We start from the raw sequence: 20,494 nt of genomic DNA, 5'->3' as shown, positions 1-20,494 counted from the left end.
AGCGAAGAAAGTTGAACCATGCAGCCTCCCCGCCCGCGGCGCTTCGCCTCGCTGCGCCGCGCCGAACGGCCGCTCGCCGGCCTCGGTGTCCTGGCCCTGCTCTCCTCGGCGGCGCTGGCCGGCCTCGCGCCCGGCGTGAGCTCCGCCTCCAGCCACCGTGAAGCCCCGCTGATCGCGGGCGATCCGAAGGCCGACAACACCGACGTCTACGCGTTCGTCAGCCCGGACAAGCCCGACACCGTGACGCTGGTGGCGAACTGGATCCCGTTCGAGGAGCCCAACGGCGGCCCGAACTTCTATCCGTTCGCCGACGACGCGCACTACAACATCAAGATCGACAGCGACGGTGACGGCAAGCCGGACACCACCTACACCTGGACCTTCACCAACCACATCCGCGACGACGCGAACCAGTTCCTGTACAACACGGGCGTGGTGAAGACGGTCGACGACCCGAACCTGAACTTCCGGCAGACCTACACCCTCACGGTGACCGGTCCGGACGGGTCCACCAAGACGCTGCTGAAGGACGCGCCGGTCGCCCCCTCGAACGTCGGCAAGGCCTCGATCCCCGACTACGCCTCGCTGCGCCGGCAGGCCACCGTCGCGCTGCCCGGCGGCGGCCAGACCTACGCGGGCCAGGCGGCCGACCCGTTCTTCCTGGACCTGCGCGTCTTCGACCTGCTCTACGGCGGGAACCTCTCGGAGACCGGGCACAACACGCTCGCCGGGTACAACGTCAACACCATCGCCCTCCAGGTCCCCAAGAAGGACCTGGCGCTCAAGGGCGACGCCACCCGCAACCCGGTGATCGGCGTCTGGTCCACCACCGACCGGATGGGCGCCCAGGTCGCCGACAAGGGCGGCGAGAGCAAGGGCGGTGAGGGCAAGGGCACGGACGGCAAGGGCACGGACGGCAAGGCGGTCGGCTGGCACCAGGTGTCCCGGCTGGGCAACCCGCTGGTCAACGAGGTCGTGGTGCCGCTGAAGTACAAGGACGCCTTCAACGCGCTGGCCCCGGTCGACGACCACACGGTCACCCCGGTGGTGGACAAGGTCAAGGACCCGATCGTCCCCAAGCTGGTCCAGAGCATCTACGGCATCCCGGCGCCCGCCACCCCGCGCAACGACCTGGTCGAGATCTTCCTGACCGGGATCTCGAAGAACTCCGGCGGCCCGATCCAGGCCGACCTCAACTCGCAGCTGCTGAACGCCGATGTGAACAAGGCCGCGTTCACCCCCGCCGAGGAGCTGCGGCTGAACATGGGGGTGCCGCCGAGCGGCGCCCCCAACCGGCTCGGCGTGCTGGGGCAGGACCTGGCGGGCTTCCCGAACGGCCGCCGACTCGCGGACGACGTCGTGGACATCGAGCTGCAGGCCCTGGAGGGCGCGGCCCAGACCGGGAAGATCGTGCCCGCGCTGGCGAACGGTGACGGGGTCCACGCGCCGGACCATGCGTTCGGCGCGACCTTCCCCTACGTCGCGCTGCCGAACACCGCGGCCGTCAACCAGGCGGTCACCGACAACCCGGGCGGCGGCGTCGGCGCCGGCCTCGGCGGCCTGTCGGTCGCCGGCTTCCCGCTCGCCGGGGCGAGCGCGTTGGGCGGCGGCGTGCTGCTGAGCGCGGCCGGCTTCCTCCTCCTGCGCCGCCGGCGCGGTGCCCAGTAGTGGCGCACCGTGCTGACCGGGCCCGGCCGTTCCGCCCGTGGCGGGGCGGCCGGGCCCGCGCGGGGCGCCGGCTGGGCGTGATCACGCTGGGTGCGGGGCTGGCCCTGACCGCCGTCGGCACGGTCAGCCTGACCACGGCGCCGCGGCCCGCCGGCGCGCCGGTCGCCGACCGCGGCGCGCTGGCTGTGCTGCCGTCCGGCGCGGCACTGCCGGCGGACGCCGCCCGGCCGGCCGCGGCGCCGCCGGTGCGCCTGCGAATACCCCGGCTGGAGCTGGACAGCGGCCTGACCGACCTGCAGGTGGGCGGCGACGGCCACCTCGCGGCCCCGGCCGATCCGATGGTGCCCGGCTGGTGGAGCCAGGGCGTGGCACCGGGCAGCCCCGGTACCGCCGTGATCGTCGGGCACGTCGACTCGCGCACCGGGCCCGCCGTCTTCGCCGGCCTGTCGCAGCTGCGGCCCGGCGACCGGATCGAGGTGGACGGGGCGGACCGCTCCACCGCCGTCTTCACGGTGCGGGCGTTGCGCGGCTACGACAAGGACGACTTCCCGGACGACCTGGTCTACGGCAACACACCGACCCCCAGCCTGCGACTGATCACCTGCGGCGGCAGCTACGACAGCCGGGCCGGCGAGTACCGGGCCAACCTGGTGGTCTTCGCCGAACCGGTCCCCGTACCGAGCGGCTCGGCGGCACCGAGCGGGGCCGTTGCGCCGAGCGGGGCCGTTGCGCCGAGCGGCTCGCCCGCGCCGCGGCCGCGACCCTCACCGACCGCCACCCACGACCGGCGCCCGATCTGAGCGCCGCCCCCTGAGGAGCCCCCGTGACCCGTCAGCACCCCAGGTCCGCCCGCCGCCGTGCGGTGCTGGCGGCTTCGGCCGCCGCCCTCGGCGCCGTCCTGTTCGCGGCGGGCGCGGTGGGCCTGGCCCCGGCCCGCGGTGGCGCGCCGGGCGGGGCCGGAGCGGCCGTACCCGGCGCGCCTGCCGCCCCGGCCGCCGGGGCCGATCCGGTGGCCGTGGAGACCGGTGTGCTGCAGGCGCGCCTGCGGCAGAGCCCGGACGACGCCTCGGCGCTGGGCCGCTTGGGCCTGGACTACGTGCAGCTGGCCAAGAGCACCGCCGATCCGTCCTACTACCCGCGCGCGGAAGGCGTGCTGACCCGCTCGCTGGCCCTGGACGGCGCGGAGAACTTCACCGCGATGGCCGGGATGGCCGCGCTGGCGGCCGGGCGCCACGAGTTCGCCGGCGCGCTCGACTGGTCGCGGCGCGCGATCGCGGTCAACCCGGACAACGCCACCCTGTACGGCATCCAGGCCGACGCGCTGACCCAGCTCGGCCGCTACCCGGAGGCCTTCGACACCATCCAGCGGATGGTCGACCTGCGCCCCGGCACACCCTCGCTGACCCGCGCCTCCTACAGCTGGGAGCTGCGCGGCGAGGTCGAGACCGCGCGGCAGCAGATGGCCCGCTCACTGGACGACGCGAGCACCCCGGCGGACCGCGCCTTCGCCCTCTACCACCTGAGCCAGCTGGCCTTCGACAACGGTGATCCGCGCACCGCGCTCACCCGGGCCCAGCAGGGCCTGCGCGTGCTGCCGGGTTCGGCCGAGCTGCTGGAGGGCCGGGCGAAGGCCGAAGCGGCGCTGGGCGATCCGGGTGCGGCGGTGGCCGACTACACCCGCGCGGTCGCGCTGGTCCCGCAGCCGGGCTACGTGCTCGAACTGGGCGAGCTGCTGCAGTCGCTGGGCCGCCAGGAGGAGGCGCAGCAGCAGTACCAGGTGTTTCGCGCCGAGGAGAAGCTGCTGGCCGACAACGGGGTGGCGATGGACAGCGACGCGACCCTCTTCGAGGCCGACCACGGCGACCCGCGGCAGGCGCTGGCCACCGCCGAACAGGGCCTGCGCACCCGCCCGTTCCTGGACATGCACGACGCCCGCGCCTGGGCGCTGCACGTCAACGGCCGCGATGACGAGGCGCTGGCGGAGTCGGTGCGCGCGAACGCGCTCGGCATGCGCAACGCGCTCTTCGCCTACCACCAGGGCGTGATCGAGAAGTCCCTGGGCCGCACCGCCGCCGCCCGCGCGGACCTGGCGCGGGCGCTGGAGATCAATCCCGCCTTCAGCGTCCGGCACGCGCCGGACGCCCGCGCGGCGCTGCGCGAGCTGGGCGCCGGGACCTGAGCGGGGTCACCCGGCCACGTGTCCTGGGCCGCCGCCGAGCTCGGTGTAGAGCCGGGTCCACTGCTGGTCCACGGCGGTGGGCGGGTGGCCGTCGCAGTAGGGCTTGGCCCCGTTGGCCGTGTAGTAGCGCATCATCTCCAGCACCGCGGGGCCGTCCGAACTGGCGGTGTCGCGGTAGCGGGTGCCGGGCGGCTCGGCCTGGTGGACCAGGCAGCTGGGCGAGGGCGTCGCGGGCTGGGCGTCGAACCGCCCGTCCGCGGGCGCGCGCTCGCAGCCGGCGGCGAGCGGCAGCAGGGGCAGGAGCAGCAGGGCGAGCAGCTTGCGCGGGCGTCGGCGCGGGCGCGGGCTGGTGGGGACGGGCACGGTGGACCTCCGGTCACAGGGTGGACGGCAAGCTGCGGATCAGCAGGCCCAGGCCCACCACCAGCACCAGCACCGCCGTCAGCAGGCCGCTGTACGGGCTCAGCCGGCGCAGCCACCGCACCAGCGGGCGGTCCCCGGCACTCGCCAGCCGGTCGCCCAGGCGCACGAAGAGCAGGCCGACCGCCGTGAGGGTGCCGGCCATGCCCAGGCCGTAGGCGAGCACCAGGCCGGCGCCGAAGAGGGTGCGGCCCAGCGCCACGGCGCCGAGCAGCACCACCAGGGCGGAGGGGCTGGGGACCAGGCCGCCCGCGATGCCCATGCCGACCAGCCCGCGCCGGCTCAGCGGGCGGGCGTCGGGGGCCGGGCGGTGGTGGTGATGGCGGCCCGGGCCGTGGCTGTGGCTGTGCTGGTGGTCGTGGTCGTGGTGATCGTGGTGGCTGTGCGGGTGCGGGTGCGGGTGCGGGTGGTCGTGGTGGTGGGCGGGATCGTGGGCGCGATCGTGGTCGTGCGCGGCCGGGCGGGCCCGGTGGCGGCGGACCGCCTCCAGCAGCAGGCCGGCGCCGATCAGCGCCACCAGCGCCCCGCTCAGCGCGCCGAGCCAGCCGAGCACCACATCGCCCGCGAAGGCCGCGAAGCCGGTGAGGCAGAGCCCCATCACCAGCACCCCGGCGGTGTGGGTCGCCGTCACCGTGGCGCCCACGGTCAGCGCGTCCCGGGTGGTGCCCCGCTTGCCCGCCAGGTAGGCGGCCATGACGGTCTTCCCGTGTCCGGGCAGCAGCGCGTGGCCGGCCCCCAGGACCACCGAGAGCAGCACCGCCAGCAGTCCGATCGGCAGGGTGAGCCGATGGGCCGCGCCGAGGTCGGTGAGCTGTCCGGAGAGCGAGGCGAGCCAGGCGTTCGGGCCGGTGGGGCGGGCCGCTCCGGAGGCGGCGCCGGCCAGGGCGGAGGCGGCGCCGTCGCCGCCCGGCACGGCGGTGAACCGGGCGGTGGTCACGCCGCTCGGGTTCTCCAGCAGGTCGCGCGGATAGTTCCGCAGCTCCTGGGTGACCGAGCTGTCCGGTACGTCGGACCGGGTCAGCCGGGCGCCGTCGCCGCGCGCGGTGATCTCGTTCCAGCCGACCCGCCCGGGCTCGACCCCGGTCGCCACCCGCAGCGTGGTGCCGCGCGGGTCGAGGTGGAGCGGCGCGGAGAGCCGGCATTCGAGCCGACTGGTCTGCAGGCCGGCCGCGCCGGGCAGGTAGGTGAAGGAGCGCCCGTCGACCGTCCAGGCCAGGGCGGGGCCGTCGTCCGCCGCCGTCACCCGCAGCCGCTGCGCGGTCTGCGCGCACTGGTCGGCGGCCCAGGCGGCCTGCGCGGCCTGGTCCGTGGCGCCGTTGGCGTGCTGCTGGACCTTGGGCCGGTCCTGCAGGGTGGGGATCTCCGCGGTGTCGGTGACGGCCAGCACCTCGATCCGGTCCGCTGCCAGGGTGAAGCCGGTGTAGTGGTTGATCGAGAAGTTGCCCAGCGGGTGCGCCGGGGCCGCCAGGTGTGCCGGGGCCGCCGGGGCCGCCGTGGCCGGGGCCGGCAGCAGCCAGCCGGCGGTCACGGCCGGCAGGGCGGCGGCGCTCAGCACGGCGGTGCGGACTAGTCGGCGGGCGCGGGCCACGGTCGACCTCCAGGGGCGGGGCGGCCGCTCGGCGGCGGCAGCGGGCGGGCGGTGGGCCCTGGCCCGGCCCCCGGCTGACGGTCCCGACGATTCCGATCCGATGCGCCCGTGCCCCTCAGCCACCCCGGATGGTCCGCGAAGCTCACCCGATCGGCGTAGTGGCGAGCCGCCGCGGACCTCGCGCGGCGGTCGGGCGGCGGGAGGGCGGTGGTTCGGCGGCGGTCGGGGCAATCCGCGGCGCGTGGTGCTCCGAAGGAGGGGTGAACACCGTGCCGCCGATCCGCCTGTGCCGACCCGCTGGAGGTCCCCCATGCCCCGCCGCTGTGCCGCCGTCCGGCTCACCGCGTGCCCACCGCCGCCGAGCTGCCCCGGTGCCGTCGACGAGGTGGTGGCCCGGTGAGCGGCGTCGTCCATCTGGCCGCCCCACGGCGGCGCGGCCCCGATCTGGCGGAGCTGGTGGCGCGGGTGGCCTTCGGTGACCAGGACGCCTTCGCCCGGCTCTACGACGTGATCGCCGGCCCGGTGCTCGGCCTGGTGCGGCGGGTGCTGCGCGACCCGGCGCAGTCGGAGGAGGTGGCGCAGGAGGTGATGCTGGAGGTCTGGCGCACCGCCGCGCGCTACCGTCCCGAGCGCGGCGAGGTGCTGGCCTGGGTGCTCACCATGGCGCACCGGCGGGCGGTGGACCGGGTCCGGGCGGCCCAGGCGGCCGCCGACCGCGATCAGCGCGCGGCCGCCAAGGCGTACACGCCCGTCTTCGACGAGGTCGCCGAGCAGGTCGAGGGGCGGCTGGAGCGCGAGCAGGTGCGACGCTGCCTGCGCACCCTGACCGAACTGCAGCGCGAATCGGTCGCGTTGGCGTACTACCGCGGCTTCACCTACCAGCAGGTCGCCGAACTGCTCGGCACACCGCTGGGGACCATCAAGACCCGGATGCGCGACGGGCTGATCCGGCTGCGCGACTGCCTGGGGGTGTCGTCATGACCAGCACGGCCGATCTGCACACGCTGACCGGCGCCTACGCGGCCCACGCCCTGGCGGAGGCCGAGTGCCGGGCGTTCGAACGGCACCTGGCGCAGTGCGACGCCTGCGCGCTGGAGGTGCGGGAGTTCAGCGAGACGCTGGCCCGGCTCGGCGCGGCCGAGGTGGTGGCGCCGCCGCCCGAGCTACGGATCCGGGTGCTGGCGGCCACCGCCACCACGCGCCAGTTGCCGCCGCTGGCCGCCGCGCCGGTCGCCGCCGACCAGGAGCGAGGCCGCCGGGTCCGCCGCTGGCCGCGGTTCGCGCTGGCCGCCTCCGTGGCCGTGGCCGCGGCGCTGGGCGGCATCGCCGTGCAGCAGCACGAGCGGGCGAGCGGCGCCGCCGCCCGGGCGGACCGGCTGCAGGTCGAGCAGGACCGGATCGCCGGCCTGCTGACCGCGCCGGACGCGCGCACCAGCAGCCGGCCGCTCGGCTCGGGCGCCGGCACCGTCATCTGGTCGCAGAGCCGGGGCCAGGCCGGCTTCCTGGCCCAGGGGCTGCCCGCGCTGGCCCAGGGCAGGACCTACGAGCTCTGGTACGACGACGGCGGCACCATGCGCCCGGCCGGCCTGCTGCCGACCGCCACCGGCGCGCTGCTGCTCACCGGCCCGATCCACGGCGCCGCCGGGGTCGGGGTGACCGTCGAGCCCGCGGGCGGCTCCGCCCGGCCCAGCGGGCAGCCGGTGCTGGTGCTGCCCTTCAGCTGACCGGACCGTTTCGGTCGGAGGGTTCGGTCCGGTCCGGTTCGGCAGGCCGGCCGGACCGGTTCGGCTGGCGGGGCCGCTTCGGCAGGCCGGGTCCGGTTCGGCGGGCTGGGTCCGGTTCGGCCGATCGAGTGGACATGCCGCGCCGATCGGAGCAATCCGAGGGGCCGTCCGGTCCGAATGAACCATGACCGCCGGGACGGACGGCCCTGAGCAGCAGGGTCGGCCCGGGGGACTGGAGGGGTGCTGGTGACCATGCCTGGGACCGCCAAGGAGATCGCGGCGGACCGTGGCCGGCCGATGGCCGGGGCCCGCGGACGAGTCGCGGTGATCGGCGCCGGGGTGGCGGGCCTGACCGCCGCGTACCGGCTCCAGCGCGCGGGGGTCGCGGTCGAGCTGTTCGAGGCCGACGCGCGGCTCGGCGGGCACGCCCACACCCAGCGGGCGGTGGGCGCCGACGGCCGCGCGGTCGCGCTGGACACCGGCTTCCTGGTGCACAACGAGCGCACCTACCCGCAGCTGGTCGAGCTCTTCCGGGAGCTCGGGGTGCCCACCCGCCGGAGCGAGATGAGCATGTCGGTGCGCTGCCACGGCTGCGGTCTCGAATACGCGGGCGCCCGGGGTCCGGCCGGGCTGCTGGCCCAGCCGGGCGCGCTGCTGCGCGGGCGCTACCTGCGGATGCTGGCCGAGGTGCCGGTCTTCCACCGCCGGGCCCGCCGGCTGCTGGCCGACCCGGCGGCGGGCGAGCCCACCCTCGGCCGGTTCCTGGCGGCCGGCGGCTTCTCCCCGTTCTTCGTCAGCCACTTCATGAACCCGGTGGTCGCCGCGGTCTGGTCGTGCGCCCCCGAGGTGGCCGGCGAGTACCCGGCCCGCTACCTCTTCGCCTTCCTGGCCAACCACGGGATGCTGAGCGTGACCGGGTCGCCGAGCTGGCGCACCGTGGTCGGCGGCTCGCAGGTCTACGTCGAGCGGATCGCCGAGCGGCTGACGGCGGTGCACCGGGCGGCCCCGGTGACGGCCGTGCGCCGCCACCCGGACGGCGTCACGGTCGACACCGCCGACGGGCGGCGCACCGAGGCGGACGCCGTGGTGGTGGCCACCCACGCCGACCAGGCGCTGCGGCTGCTGGCCGATCCCACCGACGCGGAGCGCGCGGTGCTCGGTGCCTTCCGCTACTCACGCAACCCGACCGTGCTGCACCGGGACGCCTCCCGGCTGCCGCGCGCCAAGGGTGCCCGGGCGTCCTGGAACTACGAACTGCCCGCCTGCGACGGCGGCGCGGGGAGCGTGCGGGTCAGCTACCACCTCAACCGGCTGCTCGGCCTGGACACCGCCGAGGACTACCTGGTCACCCTCAACGAGGACCGCCACCGGCCCGTGGCGCCCGAACAGGTGCTCTCCCGCACCGTCTACGAGCACCCGATCTACACCCCCGAGAGCGTCGCCGCCCAGCGGCGGCTACCCGAACTGGCCACCGGGCGCAGCGCGTTCGCCGGGGCCTACCACGGCTGGGGGTTCCACGAGGACGGCTGCCGTTCCGGCGCCCAGGCCGCCCACGCGCTGCTCGGCGGCGTGCTCGGCGGCGGGGCGAACCTCGGCGGGGCACGGCTCGACGGGGTGCACCCCGACGGGGTGCAACTCGGTGGGGTGCAACTCGGTGGGGTGCAACGATGAGCGGCGCGCTGCCCGGCCCGTGGGGCGCGGCCCTCTACGACTGCCGGATCGGCCACCTGCGCACCGCCCCGCTGCGGCACGCCTTCCAGCACCGCACCTACCTCTGGCTGGTCGACCCGGACCGGCTGCCGCCGGTACCCGGCTGGCTGCGCCCGCTGGCCGCCTTCCACGCCGCCGACCACCCGGGCCCCGCCGGACTGACGATCCGTCAGAAGCTGGAGCACTACCTCGCCGAGCAGGGTGTCGAGGCTGCCTGCGGCCGGATCCTGATGCTCACCCAGGCCCGCTCCTACGGCTACGTCTTCAACCCGCTGACCGTGTACTGGTGCCACGACCGCGAGGGCCGCCCGCTCTGCACCGTGGCCGAAGTGCGCAACACCTACGGCGGCGCGCACCGCTACCTGCTGCGCCCCGACGAGCGCGGCCGGGCCACCACCGCCAAGGAGTTCTACGTCTCGCCGTTCTTCCCGGTGGACGGTGAGTACCACATGGTGCTGCCCGAGCCCGGCGAGCGGCTGGCGCTGGCGATCCGGCTGGAGCGGCCCGGCGGCCCGGCGTTCACCGCGACCGTGCGCGGCACCCGGCGCCCGGCCGGCCCGGGGCAACTGCTGCTGGCGGCGCTGCGGCACCCGTTCGCGACGCCGGCCGTCCCGCTGCACATCCGCTACCAGGGCATCCGGCTGCTGCTGCGCGGCCTGCCGGTGCAGCCCCGTCCCGGCGGCGGCTGCCCGGTGGCCGGCGGCCGCTCGGCCGGCGCCGGCCCGGTGGGCGCCGCCCATCCGGACCCGTCCCAGGAAAGCACGTCCCAGGAAGAGGCACTCCTCCCGTGACCATCGTGACCGAGCTGATCGCACCCCAGGACTTCCACGTCGACCCGGGGCGCTGGCCCGACGTCGCCCGCGTGCCGCGCGTGCCGCTGCGCGCCGCGGTGGCGCTGCGGCTGCTGCGCCGGGTCGCCAAGCAGCGCGGCCTGCGGGTCGAGCTGCCCGGCGGCCGGCTGCTGGCACCGGCGCCGGCGCAGGCCCCGGTGCTGCGGCTGCACCGGCCCGAGGCCTTCCTGCACCGGGTCGGCGCCGGCGGCCTGATCGGGTTCGGCGAGTCCTACCAGGCCGGTGACTGGGACGCGCCCGACCTGATCGCCGCGCTCACCGTGCTGGCCACCGCGCCGCAGACGCTGGTCCCCACCGGCGCCCAGTGGCTGCGCCGGCTCTACGTGCAGCGGCCGCCGGCCACCGAGCTGAGCACCGTGGACAACGCCCGCACCAACATCCACCGGCACTACGACCTGTCCAACGAGCTCTTCGCGCAGTTCCTCGACCCCACCATGACGTACTCCGCCGCCGTCTTCCCGACCGGGCGCGACCACGCCCCGGTGGCCGACTGGGACGGCCTCGCCACCGCGCAGCACCGCAAGATCGACCAACTGCTCGACCTGGCCGGGGTCGGACCGGGCAGCCGGGTGCTGGAGATCGGCACCGGCTGGGGCGAACTCGCGCTGCGCGCGGCGCGCCGCGGCGCGCGGGTGGTCAGCCTGACCCTCTCCGCGGAGCAGCTCGCGCTGGCCCGCCGCCGGATCGCCGAGGCGGGCGTGGCCGACCGGGCCGAGGTGCGGCTGTGCGACTACCGCGCGGCCGAGGGCCAGTACGACGCGGTGGTCAGCGTGGAGATGGTCGAGGCGGTCGGCCGCCCGTTCTGGCCCGGCTACTTCGCCACCCTGGACCGGGTGCTCGCCCCCGGCGGGCGGGTCGCGCTGCAGGCCATCACCATGCCGCACGAGCGGATGATCGCCAGCAGTGCCACCTACACCTGGATCCTCAAGTACATCTTCCCCGGCGGCCAGATCCCCTCGCTGCCCGCCATCGCCGACAGCTGCGCCCGCCACACCGGCCTGCGAGTGGTGCGGGCCCAGGCCTACGGCGCGCACTACGCCGAGACGCTGCGCCTGTGGCGCGAGCGCTTCACCGAGCGGGCCCACCAGGTCTCCGCGCTCGGCTTCGACCAGGTCTTCCAGCGGATGTGGCAGCTCTACCTCGGCTACTCCGAGGCCGGTTTCCGCAGCGGGTACCTGGATGTCCAGCAGATCCTGCTCACCCGAGAAGAGCACTGACGATGACCGCCGCAGCCCTGCTCGCCCCGCTGCTCACCGAACTGCTCGACGGCCCGCCGCCGTTCCGGCTGCGCGCCTGGGACGGCTCCACCGCCGGCCCGGCCGACGCGCCCACCGTGGTGCTGCGCAACCGCGCCGCGCTGCGGCGGCTGCTCTGGCAGCCCGGCGAACTCGGCCTGGCCGACGCCTACATCACCGGCGACCTGGAGGTCGAGGGGGACCTGACCGCCGCGCTCGGCCAGGTGCGTCGGGCCCTGGCCGGGCGCGGCCCGATCCGGCCCGCCGCGCGCCACTGGCCGCGGCTGCTGACCGCCGCCGCCCGGCTGGGCGCGCTCGGCCCGCGCCCGGCGCCGCCGCACGGGCGGGCCAAGGTGCGCGGCGCGCTGCACAGCCGCACCAGGGACCAGGCGGTGATCAGTCACCACTACGACCTCTCCAACGAGTTCTACGCGCTGCTGCTCGGCCCCGCGATGGCCTACTCCTGCGCCTACTGGACCGGGGAGCGCGAGAACGGGGAGCACGGGAGTGGGGAGCGCGAGAACGGGGAGCGCGGGAGTGGGGAGCACGAGGTCCGGGGTCACGAGACGCTGGAGCAGGCGCAGCGGGCCAAGTTCGACCTGATCTGCCGCAAGCTCGACCTGCGCCCCGGTGCCCGGCTGCTGGACGTCGGGTGCGGCTGGGGCGCGCTGGCCGTGCACGCGGCCCGCCACTACGGCGCCCAGGTGACCGCGGTGACCCTGTCGGGGCGCCAGCACGCCTTCGCCGAGGCCGCGGTGCAGAACGCGGGGCTGGCCGGCCAGGTGCGGGTGCGGCTGCGCGACTACCGCGAGATCGCCGACGGCCCGTACGACGCGATCAGCTGCGTCGAGATGGGCGAGCACGTGGGCGACGCGCGGTACCCGGCCTTCGCCCGGCGGCTGCGCGGCCTGCTGGTGCCGGGCGGGCGGCTGCTGGTGCAGCAGATGTCGCGCGGGGCGAACGCGCCCGGCGGCGGCGCCTTCATCGAGACCTACATCGCGCCCGACATGCACATGCGGCCGGTCGGCAGCACCGCGGACCTGCTGGAGGCGGCCGGCCTGGAGGTGCGGCAGGTCGAGGCGATGCGCGAGCACTACGCGCGCACCATCGACGCCTGGCACGAGCGGCTGCTGGCGCACCCGGCCGAGTTCGCCGAGCTGGTGGGGGAGGCCACCGTGCGGCTCTGGCGGCTCTACCTGGCGGGCAGCTCACTGGCCTTCAGCGAGGGCCGGATGGGCGTGGACCAGATCCTGGCGGTGCGCCCGGGCACGGACGGCGCCGCCGGGATGCCGCCCACCCCCGACTGGTACCGCCCGTGAACGGCGCGGCCTTCGCGGTCAACCTCGCGGCGAGCCTCGGGGCGGCGCTGGTGGTGCTGCTGGTCGCGTTCGCGGTCGGGGTGCGCACGGGCAGGCACCGGGGCGTCGACGTGGCCTGGGGACTGGCCTTCGGCGCGGTGGCGCTGACCGGCTACGGCCTGTCGGCGGGCCACGGCGACCCCGGGCGGCGGCTGCTGGCCACGGCGCTGGTGCTGATCTGGGGCCTGCGACTGTCCGCGCACATCTGGTGGCGGGCACGCGGCGCCGGCGAGGACCCGCGCTACCAGCGGATGCTGGACCGCGCGCCGGCGGGTCGGCGGCGTGACCTCCACGCGCTGCGGATGGTCTACCTGCTGCAGGCCGGGCTGGTCTGGGTGATCTCGGCGCCGGTCCAGGTCGCCCAGTACCTGCCCGGACCGCCGGGCGCCGCGGCCTGGGCGGGCTGCGGGCTGTGGGCGGTCGGCCTGCTCTTCGAGGCCGTCGGGGACCGGCAGTTGGCCCGCTTCAAGGCCGATCCCGCCAACCGCGGGCTGGTGATGGACCGCGGGCTGTGGCGCTACACCCGGCACCCCAACTACTTCGGCGACGCCTGCGTCTGGTGGGGCCTGTTCCTGCTCGTGGCCGATTCGGCGGCCGGCTGGGCGGTGGTCTTCAGCCCGCTGCTGATGACCTGGCTGCTCGCCTTCGGCAGCGGTCGGCCGCTGCTGGACCGGCACCTCGCGGAGCGCAAGCCCGGCTGGGCCGAGTACGCGGCCAGGACCAGCGGCTTCCTCCCGCTGCCGCCGCGCCGGCGGCGCGCTCCCGAGGAGGGCGGGCCGGGGCGGTGAGCCCGGGTGGTGACCCTGGATGGTGACCGCGGGTGGTGACCCTGGATGGTGACCGCGGGTGGTGACCGCGCGGCGGGGGTGGCCGTTCCCGCGCGGTGATGTGACTGTGCACCGTAGATGGCCACTTTCCAGGGTTGATGGCCAAAGTTTGCACGCTATCTGTCCAGTCTGAGCAGGCTGGTTGGCCACGGGTCATGTCACTGGTTGACCGCCGTGTGCTGCCGACCGCCCTGCTGGCCGGTCCCCCGGGACCAGCAGACGGCCTGCTACCGGTCAGGCCCGACGGACGCCGTTGATGATCCGGCCGATGACAGCTGCGGCACGCTCCGGGTATTCTTCCAACCACCTGCCGAGGTGTTGCTGGACGGCCTCTTCGATGCAGACTCGCACCGCGGCGTTGCCCAGCAAGTCGCGTATGGGGCCCTCGAACTCGGGATGGTCCAGCTTCACCGACACGACCGCGGTCAGGCCCTCGCCGATTCGATCGCCTTCGAGGTCGGGGTCCGCTGTTGTCAGCTGTCCCTGCTTCCGTGCGTACGCGGTGACCGCGGCCGCCGCTCCGTCCCGGAAGCCGCGCTCGTGGGTGCCACCGAAGGTGGGCCGGCTGTTGGCGAAGCTCCGGATTCGTTCCTCTTGGGAGTCACGCCAACGGAGGGCGACCTCCACGGTTCCGGCCATGCGCGGGTCCTCCCGTTCGAAGCCGATGATGTGCTGATGAACGGGGGTCTCTTCCGGCTCGTCGAGGAGGGTCACGAAGTCCCGCGCGCCGTCCGGGTACCTGAACCGGGCCGCCCGGGACTCGCCCGGACGGCGCTGGTCGGTCAGAGAGATCTCCAAGCCCTTGTTCAACAGAGCGAGTTCCCGAAAGCGCTCGGCCAGGCCGTCGAAGGAGAACTCCGCAGCCTCGAAGATGTCGGCATCGGGCCAGAAGGTGATGGTGGTGCCGCTTCCGGTCGACGTCCCGGCCTCGGTGAGCGGGGTGACGGCCACGCCACGCGCATACTCCTGGACCCAGCGAGCTCCCCCGCGCCGCACTTCGGCCGTCATCCGGCTCGACAGGGCGTTGACGACGAAGGGCCCCACTCCGCAGAAGCCGAGCGTCACGTCGTGGCGGCCTCCGGTCCCCGGCCCGGTCTGAAAACGGGTCAGCAGGGCTTCGAGGCCGGAAATGCCGCTGGCTCCCGCCTCGTCGATACGAACTCCCCGCCCATCGTCGGCGACACGGACACCGCCGTCGGGTGTGAGGGTGACGTCGACACAGCTGGCGTGGCCGGCGAGGACCTCGTTCACGGCCCGGTCGGCGACCTCGAAGACCATGTGGAGCAGGCCGCGTTCACCGGTCGAGCCGATGTACATACCGGGCCGCTTGCGGACGGCCTCCCACCCTTCCAGCACCTGTATCTGGCTGGCGTCGTACTTGTTGGCTTCCCCGCTCATGATGTCCCCTCCGATGCGGTCCGGCGGAACTCCTCACCCTAGGCGAATCTCTGGAAAACACCAGGTCAGGCCGTGTTTTCCGAATCCACAGACGGGCAGGTGCGAGGCCGTCCGGAGGCGGTCGGCCCGGGAGTCGCGAACTGGTGCCGGACTTCCGGCACGGGCCCGGCGAAGCCGCGTACGACACCATTCCCATCGGCGCCGAGGTCACCAATTTTCATGAATTTCGCGCGACGCCCAGGAGTTCACCGCCGCAGCCTGGTCTGGTCCGCTCTCCGGACCCCTACATGGGTCAGCGGTGGGCGAGGAGGGCAGCCTGGAGCATGAACAGCCCACCAAACTGACGGCCCGGCTGATGGGGGCCCCGAGGCGGCTGTGCCTTGCGGCGCAGCCGCCTCGGCGTCCTCCGAGCCGAGTTGGTCTGCGGCCCGCCCCGGTCAACGAGTTGCCCGCCCGCTGGCCAAGTAGCGTGCAAACCTGGCCATCTACCGTGCACAGTCACAGGTGAGCGGCTGAGCGGCTGAGCGGCTGGGCGGCTGAGCGGGCCGTCCGCCTCAGGACCGGTTAAGCGGGCGCACCCAGGATGCCGACATGAGATCGAGCCCAACCGCCCGGGCACGCCGGTGATCGAGCAGCTGCTGCCGCCGCGGGCCGCGGCGGTCGAGTCCTACGGCGACCCGCCGCGGGCGGAGGAGGAGTTGGCGCCCGAGGAGGCCGCCGCGATCCGCCACGCCGTCGAGCAGCGCCGCCGCGAGTACGCGGCGGTGCGCTGGTGCGCTCGCCGGGCGCTGCGGCGCCTGGGTGCCGGCCCGGCGCCGGTGCTGCCCGGCGAGCGGGGGGCGCCGCGCTGGCCGCCCGGTGTGGTGGGCAGCATGACCCACTGCCCCGGCTACCGGGCCGCCGCGGTGGCCCCGGCGGGCGCGCTGCGCTCGCTGGGCATCGACGCCGAACCGCTCTTGCCGCTGCCCGAGGGCGTACTGGCGGCCGTCGCGCTGCCCGCCGAGCTGCGGCGGCTGGCCGAGTTGCGCCGGCTCGCGCCCGAGCTGCCCTGGGACCGGCTGCTCTTCAGCATGAAGGAGAGCCTCTACAAGGCCTGGTTCCCGCTGACCGGCCGCTTCCTCGACTTCGACCAGGCCGAGATCGCCATCGACCCGGCGGGCGGCTTCCGGGTGCGCCTGCTCGCCCCGGCCCCGGAGCTGGACGCCGCCGCCCTGCGCGGGCGCTGGCTGACCGGCCGCGGTCTGCTCGTCACGGCGGTGACGCTGCCGGCGCCCGGTCCTCCCGTCACCCTCTCCAGGGCTTAGACCCGGTTTAGCGGGCGCACCTAGCGTCCGGCGCAGGATCGGCGACCGCGGTGAGCGGTGAGCAGTGAGCGGCGAGCGCCGCGACGGCGAAGGGGGAGTCCTGTGGGTGAGTTCGCGGTGCGGGTGCTGGCGGCGGGGACGGCGTTACCCGGCCCGCCGATCGACACGGCCGCGCTGGCCGAGCGGTTCGGGATGGACCGGCTCTGGCAGGAGTGGGTGGCGGCCTTCATCGGCACCAGGACCAGGCACCTGGCGATCGACCTGGCGTCCGGGCAGCCGCGCCAGTCGCTGGCCGACCTCGGCGAGGAGGCCGCCGCCCAGGCGCTGGAGCGGGCGGGCCTGTCCGCCCAGGACGTCGACGTGCTGGTGCTCGGCACGGCGACACCGGACCAGCTGATGCCCGCCACGGTCAACGTGATCGCGGACCGGTTGCGGATCGACGACATCCCGACCTTCCAGCTGCAGTCCGGCTGCTCCGGCGCGGTGCAGACCTTCGAGGTGGCCGAGGCCCTGCTGCGCACCGGCCGCTACCGGACCGCGCTGGTGATCGGCGGCGACGTGATCGCCAAGCACTACGACGTCACGGCCGACCTGGCCGCGCTGCCGCCCGGGGAACTGGTCAACTACGTGCTCTTCGGCGACGGTGCCGGCGCGGCCGTGCTGAGCACGGAGGAGCGGCCCGAGGCGCCCGAGCTGCGCGCGGTGGTCACCCGGTTCTCCGGCCTGGACCGCGCGCCGGGACAGGTCCTGAACTGGTACGGCCAGGCTGACCGGAACGCGCCGGAACGCCCCGCCCCGGCCAGTGAGGACTACAAGGCGATCGAGGAGTGGGTGCCGCTGCTCGCCGAGCAGGCGGTGCAGGACCTGTTGGACGAACTGGGTTGGGAACGCGGGGAGATCGGGTACCTGCTGCCACCCCAGCTCTCGGTCACCATGACCCGCAGGATCACCGAGCACCTGGACCTTCCCCGGGCGCTGGAGGTGAGCCGGGTCGGCGAGACCGGCAACACCGGCAACGCCCTGCTCTTCTTCCAACTGGAGCGGCTGCTCGCGGACATGACCTCGCCCTCCCGGGCGCTGGCGGTGGCCGTCGAGTCGAGCAAGTGGATCAGGGCGGGACTCGCCCTGGAACGGCGTGGAGGTGACCTGAGTTGAGCACTGCCATCACCCGGGCGGAGTTTGCCGCCCTGGTCCGCGACGGGATCGGGATCGAGGTCGCGGAGGGCGGCCTCGACCGCGACTTCGACCTGCTGCCGGGCTGGGACTCCGTCCAACTCCTCTCCCTGCTGGTGCTGCTGGAGCGCCGGGTGGACCGCCCGCTCTCACTGCCCGACCTGCTGGACGCCCGGAGCCTGGAGTCGATCTACGAGCTGGTGACCCGGTGAGCCGGCGCCCGTTCCCGACCCAGCGCCGGCACACCCTCTTCTTCCTCGACCAGATCCGGGACTTCGCCCCGGTGCACCTGGACACCGAGGTCGACGCCACCGCCCTGGTCGCCGCGCGCCGGCGGGCCAAGGAGGCCGGCGCCCGCCGCTCGGTGGTCGCCCACGTGGTGCACGCGGCGGCCGGCGTGCTCGCCCGCCACCCCGAGGCGAACAGCGCGATCCAGGGCCGGCTCGAACCCGAACTGGCGACCTACGACACGGTGAGCGCCAAGGTCACCCTGGACCGGGTGTTCGACGGTCGGCGGGTGGTGCTGGCCACCGTGATCCCCGAGTTGGAGCGGGCGAGCCTGGCGGACGTCCAGGCCCACCTGGACCGGGTCGCGGCCCAGGACCCGGACAGCTCGCCCGAGTTCGCCCCGATCAGGGCGCTGCGCGCGTTGCCGTGGCGCGAGGCACTGGACCGGTTCCGCTCGGCGGCCGGACAGTTGGAGCTGCGGCCGGCCGTCACCGGGACCTTCAGCGTCACCTCGCTGGGCCACACGGCCGTCGACGGCTTCCACTCGGTGGGCGGCACCACGGTGACCCTGGGGGTGGGCCGGATCGCCGACCGCCCGGTGGCCCGGGACGGCGCGGTGGTGGTGGCGCCGGTGCTGCGGCTGTCGCTGACCTTCGACCACCGGGTGATCGACGGCGCCGAGGCGGCCGAGGTGCTGACGGAGATCAAGGACGCCCTGGAGGCTGTGCGGTGACGGACGTGAAAGCGGTGACGGACGCGGCAGTGGTGACGGACGCGGTAGCGGTGACGGACGGGGTAGCGGTGACGGACGTGGCAGCGGTGGCCGGGCCGGCGGCGGAGCCGACGGTGGAGCCCACGGCCGGGCAGGCTCCGGCGAACGACCTGGCCGAACTCAAGCGCTTCGTGGTGGCCCACGCGATCTCCCAGCAGTTGCCCGCCGAGGAGTACGCCGGGGTGCTGGAGCGGATCACCACCGACAGCGGTGACCGGCCCGGCTCCTGGGCCTACGAGTGGGTGCGGGCCGGGCAGCGGCGCGAGGCCGCCGGGGAGCTGCTCGGCGCCTGCCAGTACTACACGCTGGGGAGGTTCCCGTTCGTCGACGGCCCGGGGCGTGCGCGGTCGCTGGGGCACGCGGTCGCGGCCTTCGACCGCTGGCGGCTGGCCGAGGCGCCGGAGATCACCCCGGAGACGGTGGACGTCGACGGCACCGCGGTGCGGGTCTGGACCATCGGCCTCTCCGCCGAGCAGCCGCGCCCGCTGCTGGTGATGACCGGCGGCATCGTCAGCCCCAAGGAGCAGTGGGGTGCCTACCTGCCGCAGATCGCCGGCTTCGGCATGGCCGGAGTGGTGGCCGAACTGCCCGGCGTGGGCGAGAACCCGCTGCGCTACCAGCGCGAGAGCGCCCGGCTCTTCCCGGCGATCCTGGACGCTTTCGCCGACCGGGCCAGGACCGAGGAGAGCTACCTGCTCGCGCTGAGCTTCAGCGGGCACCTGGCGATCGGCGCGGCGCTGCGCGACGAGCGGATCCGGGGCATCGTCGCCAACGGGCTGCCGGTGCGCGACTTCTTCACCGACGCCGCCTGGCAGCGGCAGGTGCCTCGGCTGACCCGCGACACCCTGGCCCACCTGGCGGGCACGGCCCCGGGGGAGGTCTTCGAGCACATCCGCGACTGGGGGCTCGACGAGGACGCGCCGGCCCGCCTGCGCATCCCGCTGGCCGCCGTCGTCGCCCGCCGCGACGAGATCATCCCGCCCGGCGACGCGGAGCGGCTGCGGGCCGGTGTCGCGGACCTGCGACTGCTGGAGCACGACGACGTGCACGGCGCGCCGGGCCACCTGCGCGAGACCGCGCTGTGGAGCCTGCTCGCCGTCCAGCGGATGCGCCCGGACGCCGACCCGCGGGTGGTCGCCGGGCTGAGCGCCGCACTGGCCGCGCTCGGGCCGGCGGGTGCCCGGTGACCGCGCCGGCGGTGGTGGTGGTCGACGAGTGGCTGCGCCAGTACGCGGCCGCCGACCCGTCGGCACCCACCCTGGTGGTCTTCCCGCACGCGGGCGGCGCCGCCGGGTACTTCACCCCGCTGGCCCAGGCGCTGGCCCCGGCGGTCCGGGTGCTGGCGGTGCAGTACCCGGGCCGGCTGGAGCGGCGGGCCGAGCCGCCGGTGCCCGACCTGCGGGAGCTCGCCCGGCAGGCCGGTGAGGCGGTGCTGCGGTACGCGCCCGCCGGCCCGGTGGCCTACTTCGGCCACAGCATGGGCGCGCTGGTCGCCTTCGAGGCCGCGCTGCTCGGCGAGCGGGGCGACGGCCCGTCCCCGCACGGCCTGATCGTCTCCGGTGGCCGGGCCCCGGGGCTGACCCGGGTCGAGCCGGCCCTGCTGCACAGTGACCTGGCCCTGGTCGAGGAGGTGCTGATGCTGGGCGGCAGCAGCCGGGAGGTGCTGGAGAACGAGGACCTGCGGGCCCTGGTGCTGCCCGCGCTGCGGGCCGACTACCGGGCCCTGGGCGGCTACGCGGCCGACCCGCTGGCCCGGCTCGACTGCCCGGTCTCGGTCCTGGTCGGTGACCGCGACCCGCTGGTGACGCCGGCCCAGGCGCGCCGCTGGCAGGACCACGCAGCCGGACGCTTCACGTTCCGGGTACTGCCCGGCGACCACTTCTACCTGACGCCCCGGCTCCCGGACGTGGTGGCGGCCGTGCGCGCGGTCCTCGCACCGTCGTCCTGAGCCCGCACCGGGCGGAGCGCCCGCGGGCGCTTGACGTGACCCCCGGCGCTGGACGTACCTCCCGGCGCCCGCGCGTACCCCCCTCGGCACCTTGGTACCGGACACAACCCC

Annotated in this window: 19 protein-coding genes; 16 read left to right on the top strand and 3 right to left on the bottom strand. The window is 75.1% G+C overall.

Annotated features, from left to right (window positions below; all coding sequences use genetic code 11):
• Positions 1 to 18 precede the first annotated feature (18 nt).
• Genes OG455_RS40120 through OG455_RS40110 form a run of 3 tightly spaced genes read left to right on the top strand, consistent with a single transcriptional unit; the run spans position 19 to position 3,847 of the window.
• Positions 19 to 1,668 carry a DUF4331 domain-containing protein gene (locus tag OG455_RS40120; RefSeq protein ID WP_266301705.1) on the top strand — a complete coding sequence of 550 codons (1,650 nt, stop codon included), beginning with the start codon at positions 19 to 21 and terminating at the stop codon, positions 1,666 to 1,668.
• Positions 1,668 to 2,468 (top strand): class F sortase, encoded by an 801-nt coding sequence (locus OG455_RS40115; protein WP_266301704.1) that lies wholly within the window; start codon positions 1,668 to 1,670, stop codon positions 2,466 to 2,468. The genes OG455_RS40120 and OG455_RS40115 overlap by 1 nt, the downstream gene beginning before the upstream one ends.
• Before the next feature lie 23 nt (positions 2,469 to 2,491).
• On the top strand, positions 2,492 to 3,847 hold the full coding sequence (locus OG455_RS40110) for a tetratricopeptide repeat protein (RefSeq protein ID WP_266301703.1): 1,356 nt from the start codon (positions 2,492 to 2,494) through the stop codon (positions 3,845 to 3,847).
• A gap of 6 nt (positions 3,848 to 3,853) precedes the next feature.
• Here the strand turns inward: OG455_RS40110 and OG455_RS40105 are convergent, their stop codons facing one another.
• The gene (locus OG455_RS40105; protein WP_266301702.1) at positions 3,854 to 4,210 is read right to left on the bottom strand and encodes a hypothetical protein; all 357 of its coding nucleotides are present in this window, start codon (positions 4,208 to 4,210) and stop codon (positions 3,854 to 3,856) included.
• Between the two features lie 13 nt (positions 4,211 to 4,223).
• A complete protein-coding gene (locus OG455_RS40100) occupies positions 4,224 to 5,822 on the bottom strand; it encodes a high frequency lysogenization protein HflD (RefSeq protein WP_266301701.1) in 1,599 nt (532 codons plus the stop codon).
• A 429-nt stretch (positions 5,823 to 6,251) separates the two neighbouring features.
• Here OG455_RS40100 and sigK point away from each other — a divergent pair, with 429 nt between their 5' ends.
• From sigK to OG455_RS40065, 7 genes are all read left to right on the top strand, one after another.
• Positions 6,252 to 6,836 carry an ECF RNA polymerase sigma factor SigK gene (sigK, locus tag OG455_RS40095; protein WP_266301700.1) on the top strand — a complete coding sequence of 195 codons (585 nt, stop codon included), beginning with the start codon at positions 6,252 to 6,254 and terminating at the stop codon, positions 6,834 to 6,836.
• The gene (locus OG455_RS40090) at positions 6,833 to 7,579 is read left to right on the top strand and encodes an anti-sigma factor (protein ID WP_266301699.1); all 747 of its coding nucleotides are present in this window, start codon (positions 6,833 to 6,835) and stop codon (positions 7,577 to 7,579) included. Before sigK ends, OG455_RS40090 begins: the two co-directional genes overlap by 4 nt.
• Positions 7,580 to 7,876: 297 nt before the next feature.
• Positions 7,877 to 9,250, top strand: a complete 1,374-nt coding sequence (locus tag OG455_RS40085) for an NAD(P)/FAD-dependent oxidoreductase (protein WP_266301850.1) — start codon at positions 7,877 to 7,879, stop codon at positions 9,248 to 9,250.
• Entirely contained in the window at positions 9,247 to 10,080 is an 834-nt protein-coding gene (locus OG455_RS40080; RefSeq protein WP_266301698.1) for a DUF1365 domain-containing protein, read from the top strand. Before OG455_RS40085 ends, OG455_RS40080 begins: the two co-directional genes overlap by 4 nt.
• On the top strand, positions 10,077 to 11,357 hold the full coding sequence (locus OG455_RS40075; RefSeq protein WP_266301697.1) for a class I SAM-dependent methyltransferase: 1,281 nt from the start codon (positions 10,077 to 10,079) through the stop codon (positions 11,355 to 11,357). Before OG455_RS40080 ends, OG455_RS40075 begins: the two co-directional genes overlap by 4 nt.
• Before the next feature lie 2 nt (positions 11,358 to 11,359).
• Positions 11,360 to 12,694: a cyclopropane-fatty-acyl-phospholipid synthase family protein gene (locus tag OG455_RS40070; RefSeq protein ID WP_266301696.1), complete on the top strand. Its 1,335-nt coding sequence runs from the start codon at positions 11,360 to 11,362 to the stop codon at positions 12,692 to 12,694.
• Positions 12,691 to 13,521, top strand: coding sequence for a DUF1295 domain-containing protein (locus tag OG455_RS40065; RefSeq protein ID WP_266301695.1), 831 nt, complete (start codon positions 12,691 to 12,693; stop codon positions 13,519 to 13,521). Before OG455_RS40070 ends, OG455_RS40065 begins: the two co-directional genes overlap by 4 nt.
• Positions 13,522 to 13,794: 273 nt before the next feature.
• On the opposite strand, the gene OG455_RS40060 is transcribed toward OG455_RS40065, so the two are convergent.
• The gene (locus OG455_RS40060) at positions 13,795 to 14,958 is read right to left on the bottom strand and encodes an ATP-binding protein (RefSeq protein WP_266301694.1); all 1,164 of its coding nucleotides are present in this window, start codon (positions 14,956 to 14,958) and stop codon (positions 13,795 to 13,797) included.
• Positions 14,959 to 15,581: 623 nt separating this feature from the next.
• On the opposite strand from OG455_RS40060, the gene OG455_RS40055 reads away from it, so the two are divergent.
• The 6 genes from OG455_RS40055 (at position 15,582) to OG455_RS40030 (ending at position 20,383) form a co-directional block, all read left to right on the top strand.
• On the top strand, positions 15,582 to 16,262 hold the full coding sequence (locus OG455_RS40055; protein WP_266301693.1) for a 4'-phosphopantetheinyl transferase: 681 nt from the start codon (positions 15,582 to 15,584) through the stop codon (positions 16,260 to 16,262).
• A 102-nt stretch (positions 16,263 to 16,364) separates the two neighbouring features.
• Positions 16,365 to 17,417 carry a 3-oxoacyl-ACP synthase III family protein gene (locus tag OG455_RS40050; RefSeq protein WP_266301692.1) on the top strand — a complete coding sequence of 351 codons (1,053 nt, stop codon included), beginning with the start codon at positions 16,365 to 16,367 and terminating at the stop codon, positions 17,415 to 17,417.
• Positions 17,414 to 17,647, top strand: coding sequence for a phosphopantetheine-binding protein (locus OG455_RS40045; protein WP_266301691.1), 234 nt, complete (start codon positions 17,414 to 17,416; stop codon positions 17,645 to 17,647). The genes OG455_RS40050 and OG455_RS40045 overlap by 4 nt, the downstream gene beginning before the upstream one ends.
• Complete coding sequence (locus OG455_RS40040; RefSeq protein WP_266301690.1) at positions 17,644 to 18,396, top strand: 2-oxo acid dehydrogenase subunit E2; 753 nt, start codon at positions 17,644 to 17,646, stop codon at positions 18,394 to 18,396. Before OG455_RS40045 ends, OG455_RS40040 begins: the two co-directional genes overlap by 4 nt.
• A complete protein-coding gene (locus tag OG455_RS40035; RefSeq protein WP_266301689.1) occupies positions 18,393 to 19,622 on the top strand; it encodes an alpha/beta hydrolase in 1,230 nt (409 codons plus the stop codon). The genes OG455_RS40040 and OG455_RS40035 overlap by 4 nt, the downstream gene beginning before the upstream one ends.
• Positions 19,619 to 20,383, top strand: a complete 765-nt coding sequence (locus OG455_RS40030; protein ID WP_266301688.1) for a thioesterase II family protein — start codon at positions 19,619 to 19,621, stop codon at positions 20,381 to 20,383. Before OG455_RS40035 ends, OG455_RS40030 begins: the two co-directional genes overlap by 4 nt.
• Positions 20,384 to 20,494: the final 111 nt, after the last annotated feature.

The organism is Kitasatospora sp. NBC_01287 (assembly GCF_026340565.1).
Classification (GTDB): Bacteria; Actinomycetota; Actinomycetes; order Streptomycetales; family Streptomycetaceae; genus Kitasatospora.
The sequence above is the reverse complement of the archived record's forward strand: the minus strand, read 5'-3'. Positions and strand labels throughout refer to the sequence as shown.

Bases quoted from the DNA above. Each gene is read 5' to 3' on its own strand.
- OG455_RS40085 (WP_266301850.1), top strand. From the start codon at position 7,877: ATGGCCGGGGCCCGCGGACGAGTCGCGGTGATCGGCGCCGGGGTGGCG.
- OG455_RS40090 (WP_266301699.1), top strand. From the start codon at position 6,833: ATGACCAGCACGGCCGATCTGCACACGCTGACCGGCGCCTACGCGGCC.
- OG455_RS40120 (WP_266301705.1), top strand. From the start codon at position 19: ATGCAGCCTCCCCGCCCGCGGCGCTTCGCCTCGCTGCGCCGCGCCGAA.
- OG455_RS40080 (WP_266301698.1), top strand. From the start codon at position 9,247: ATGAGCGGCGCGCTGCCCGGCCCGTGGGGCGCGGCCCTCTACGACTGC.
- OG455_RS40060 (WP_266301694.1), bottom strand. From the start codon at position 14,958: ATGAGCGGGGAAGCCAACAAGTACGACGCCAGCCAGATACAGGTGCTG.
- OG455_RS40070 (WP_266301696.1), top strand. From the start codon at position 11,360: ATGACCGCCGCAGCCCTGCTCGCCCCGCTGCTCACCGAACTGCTCGAC.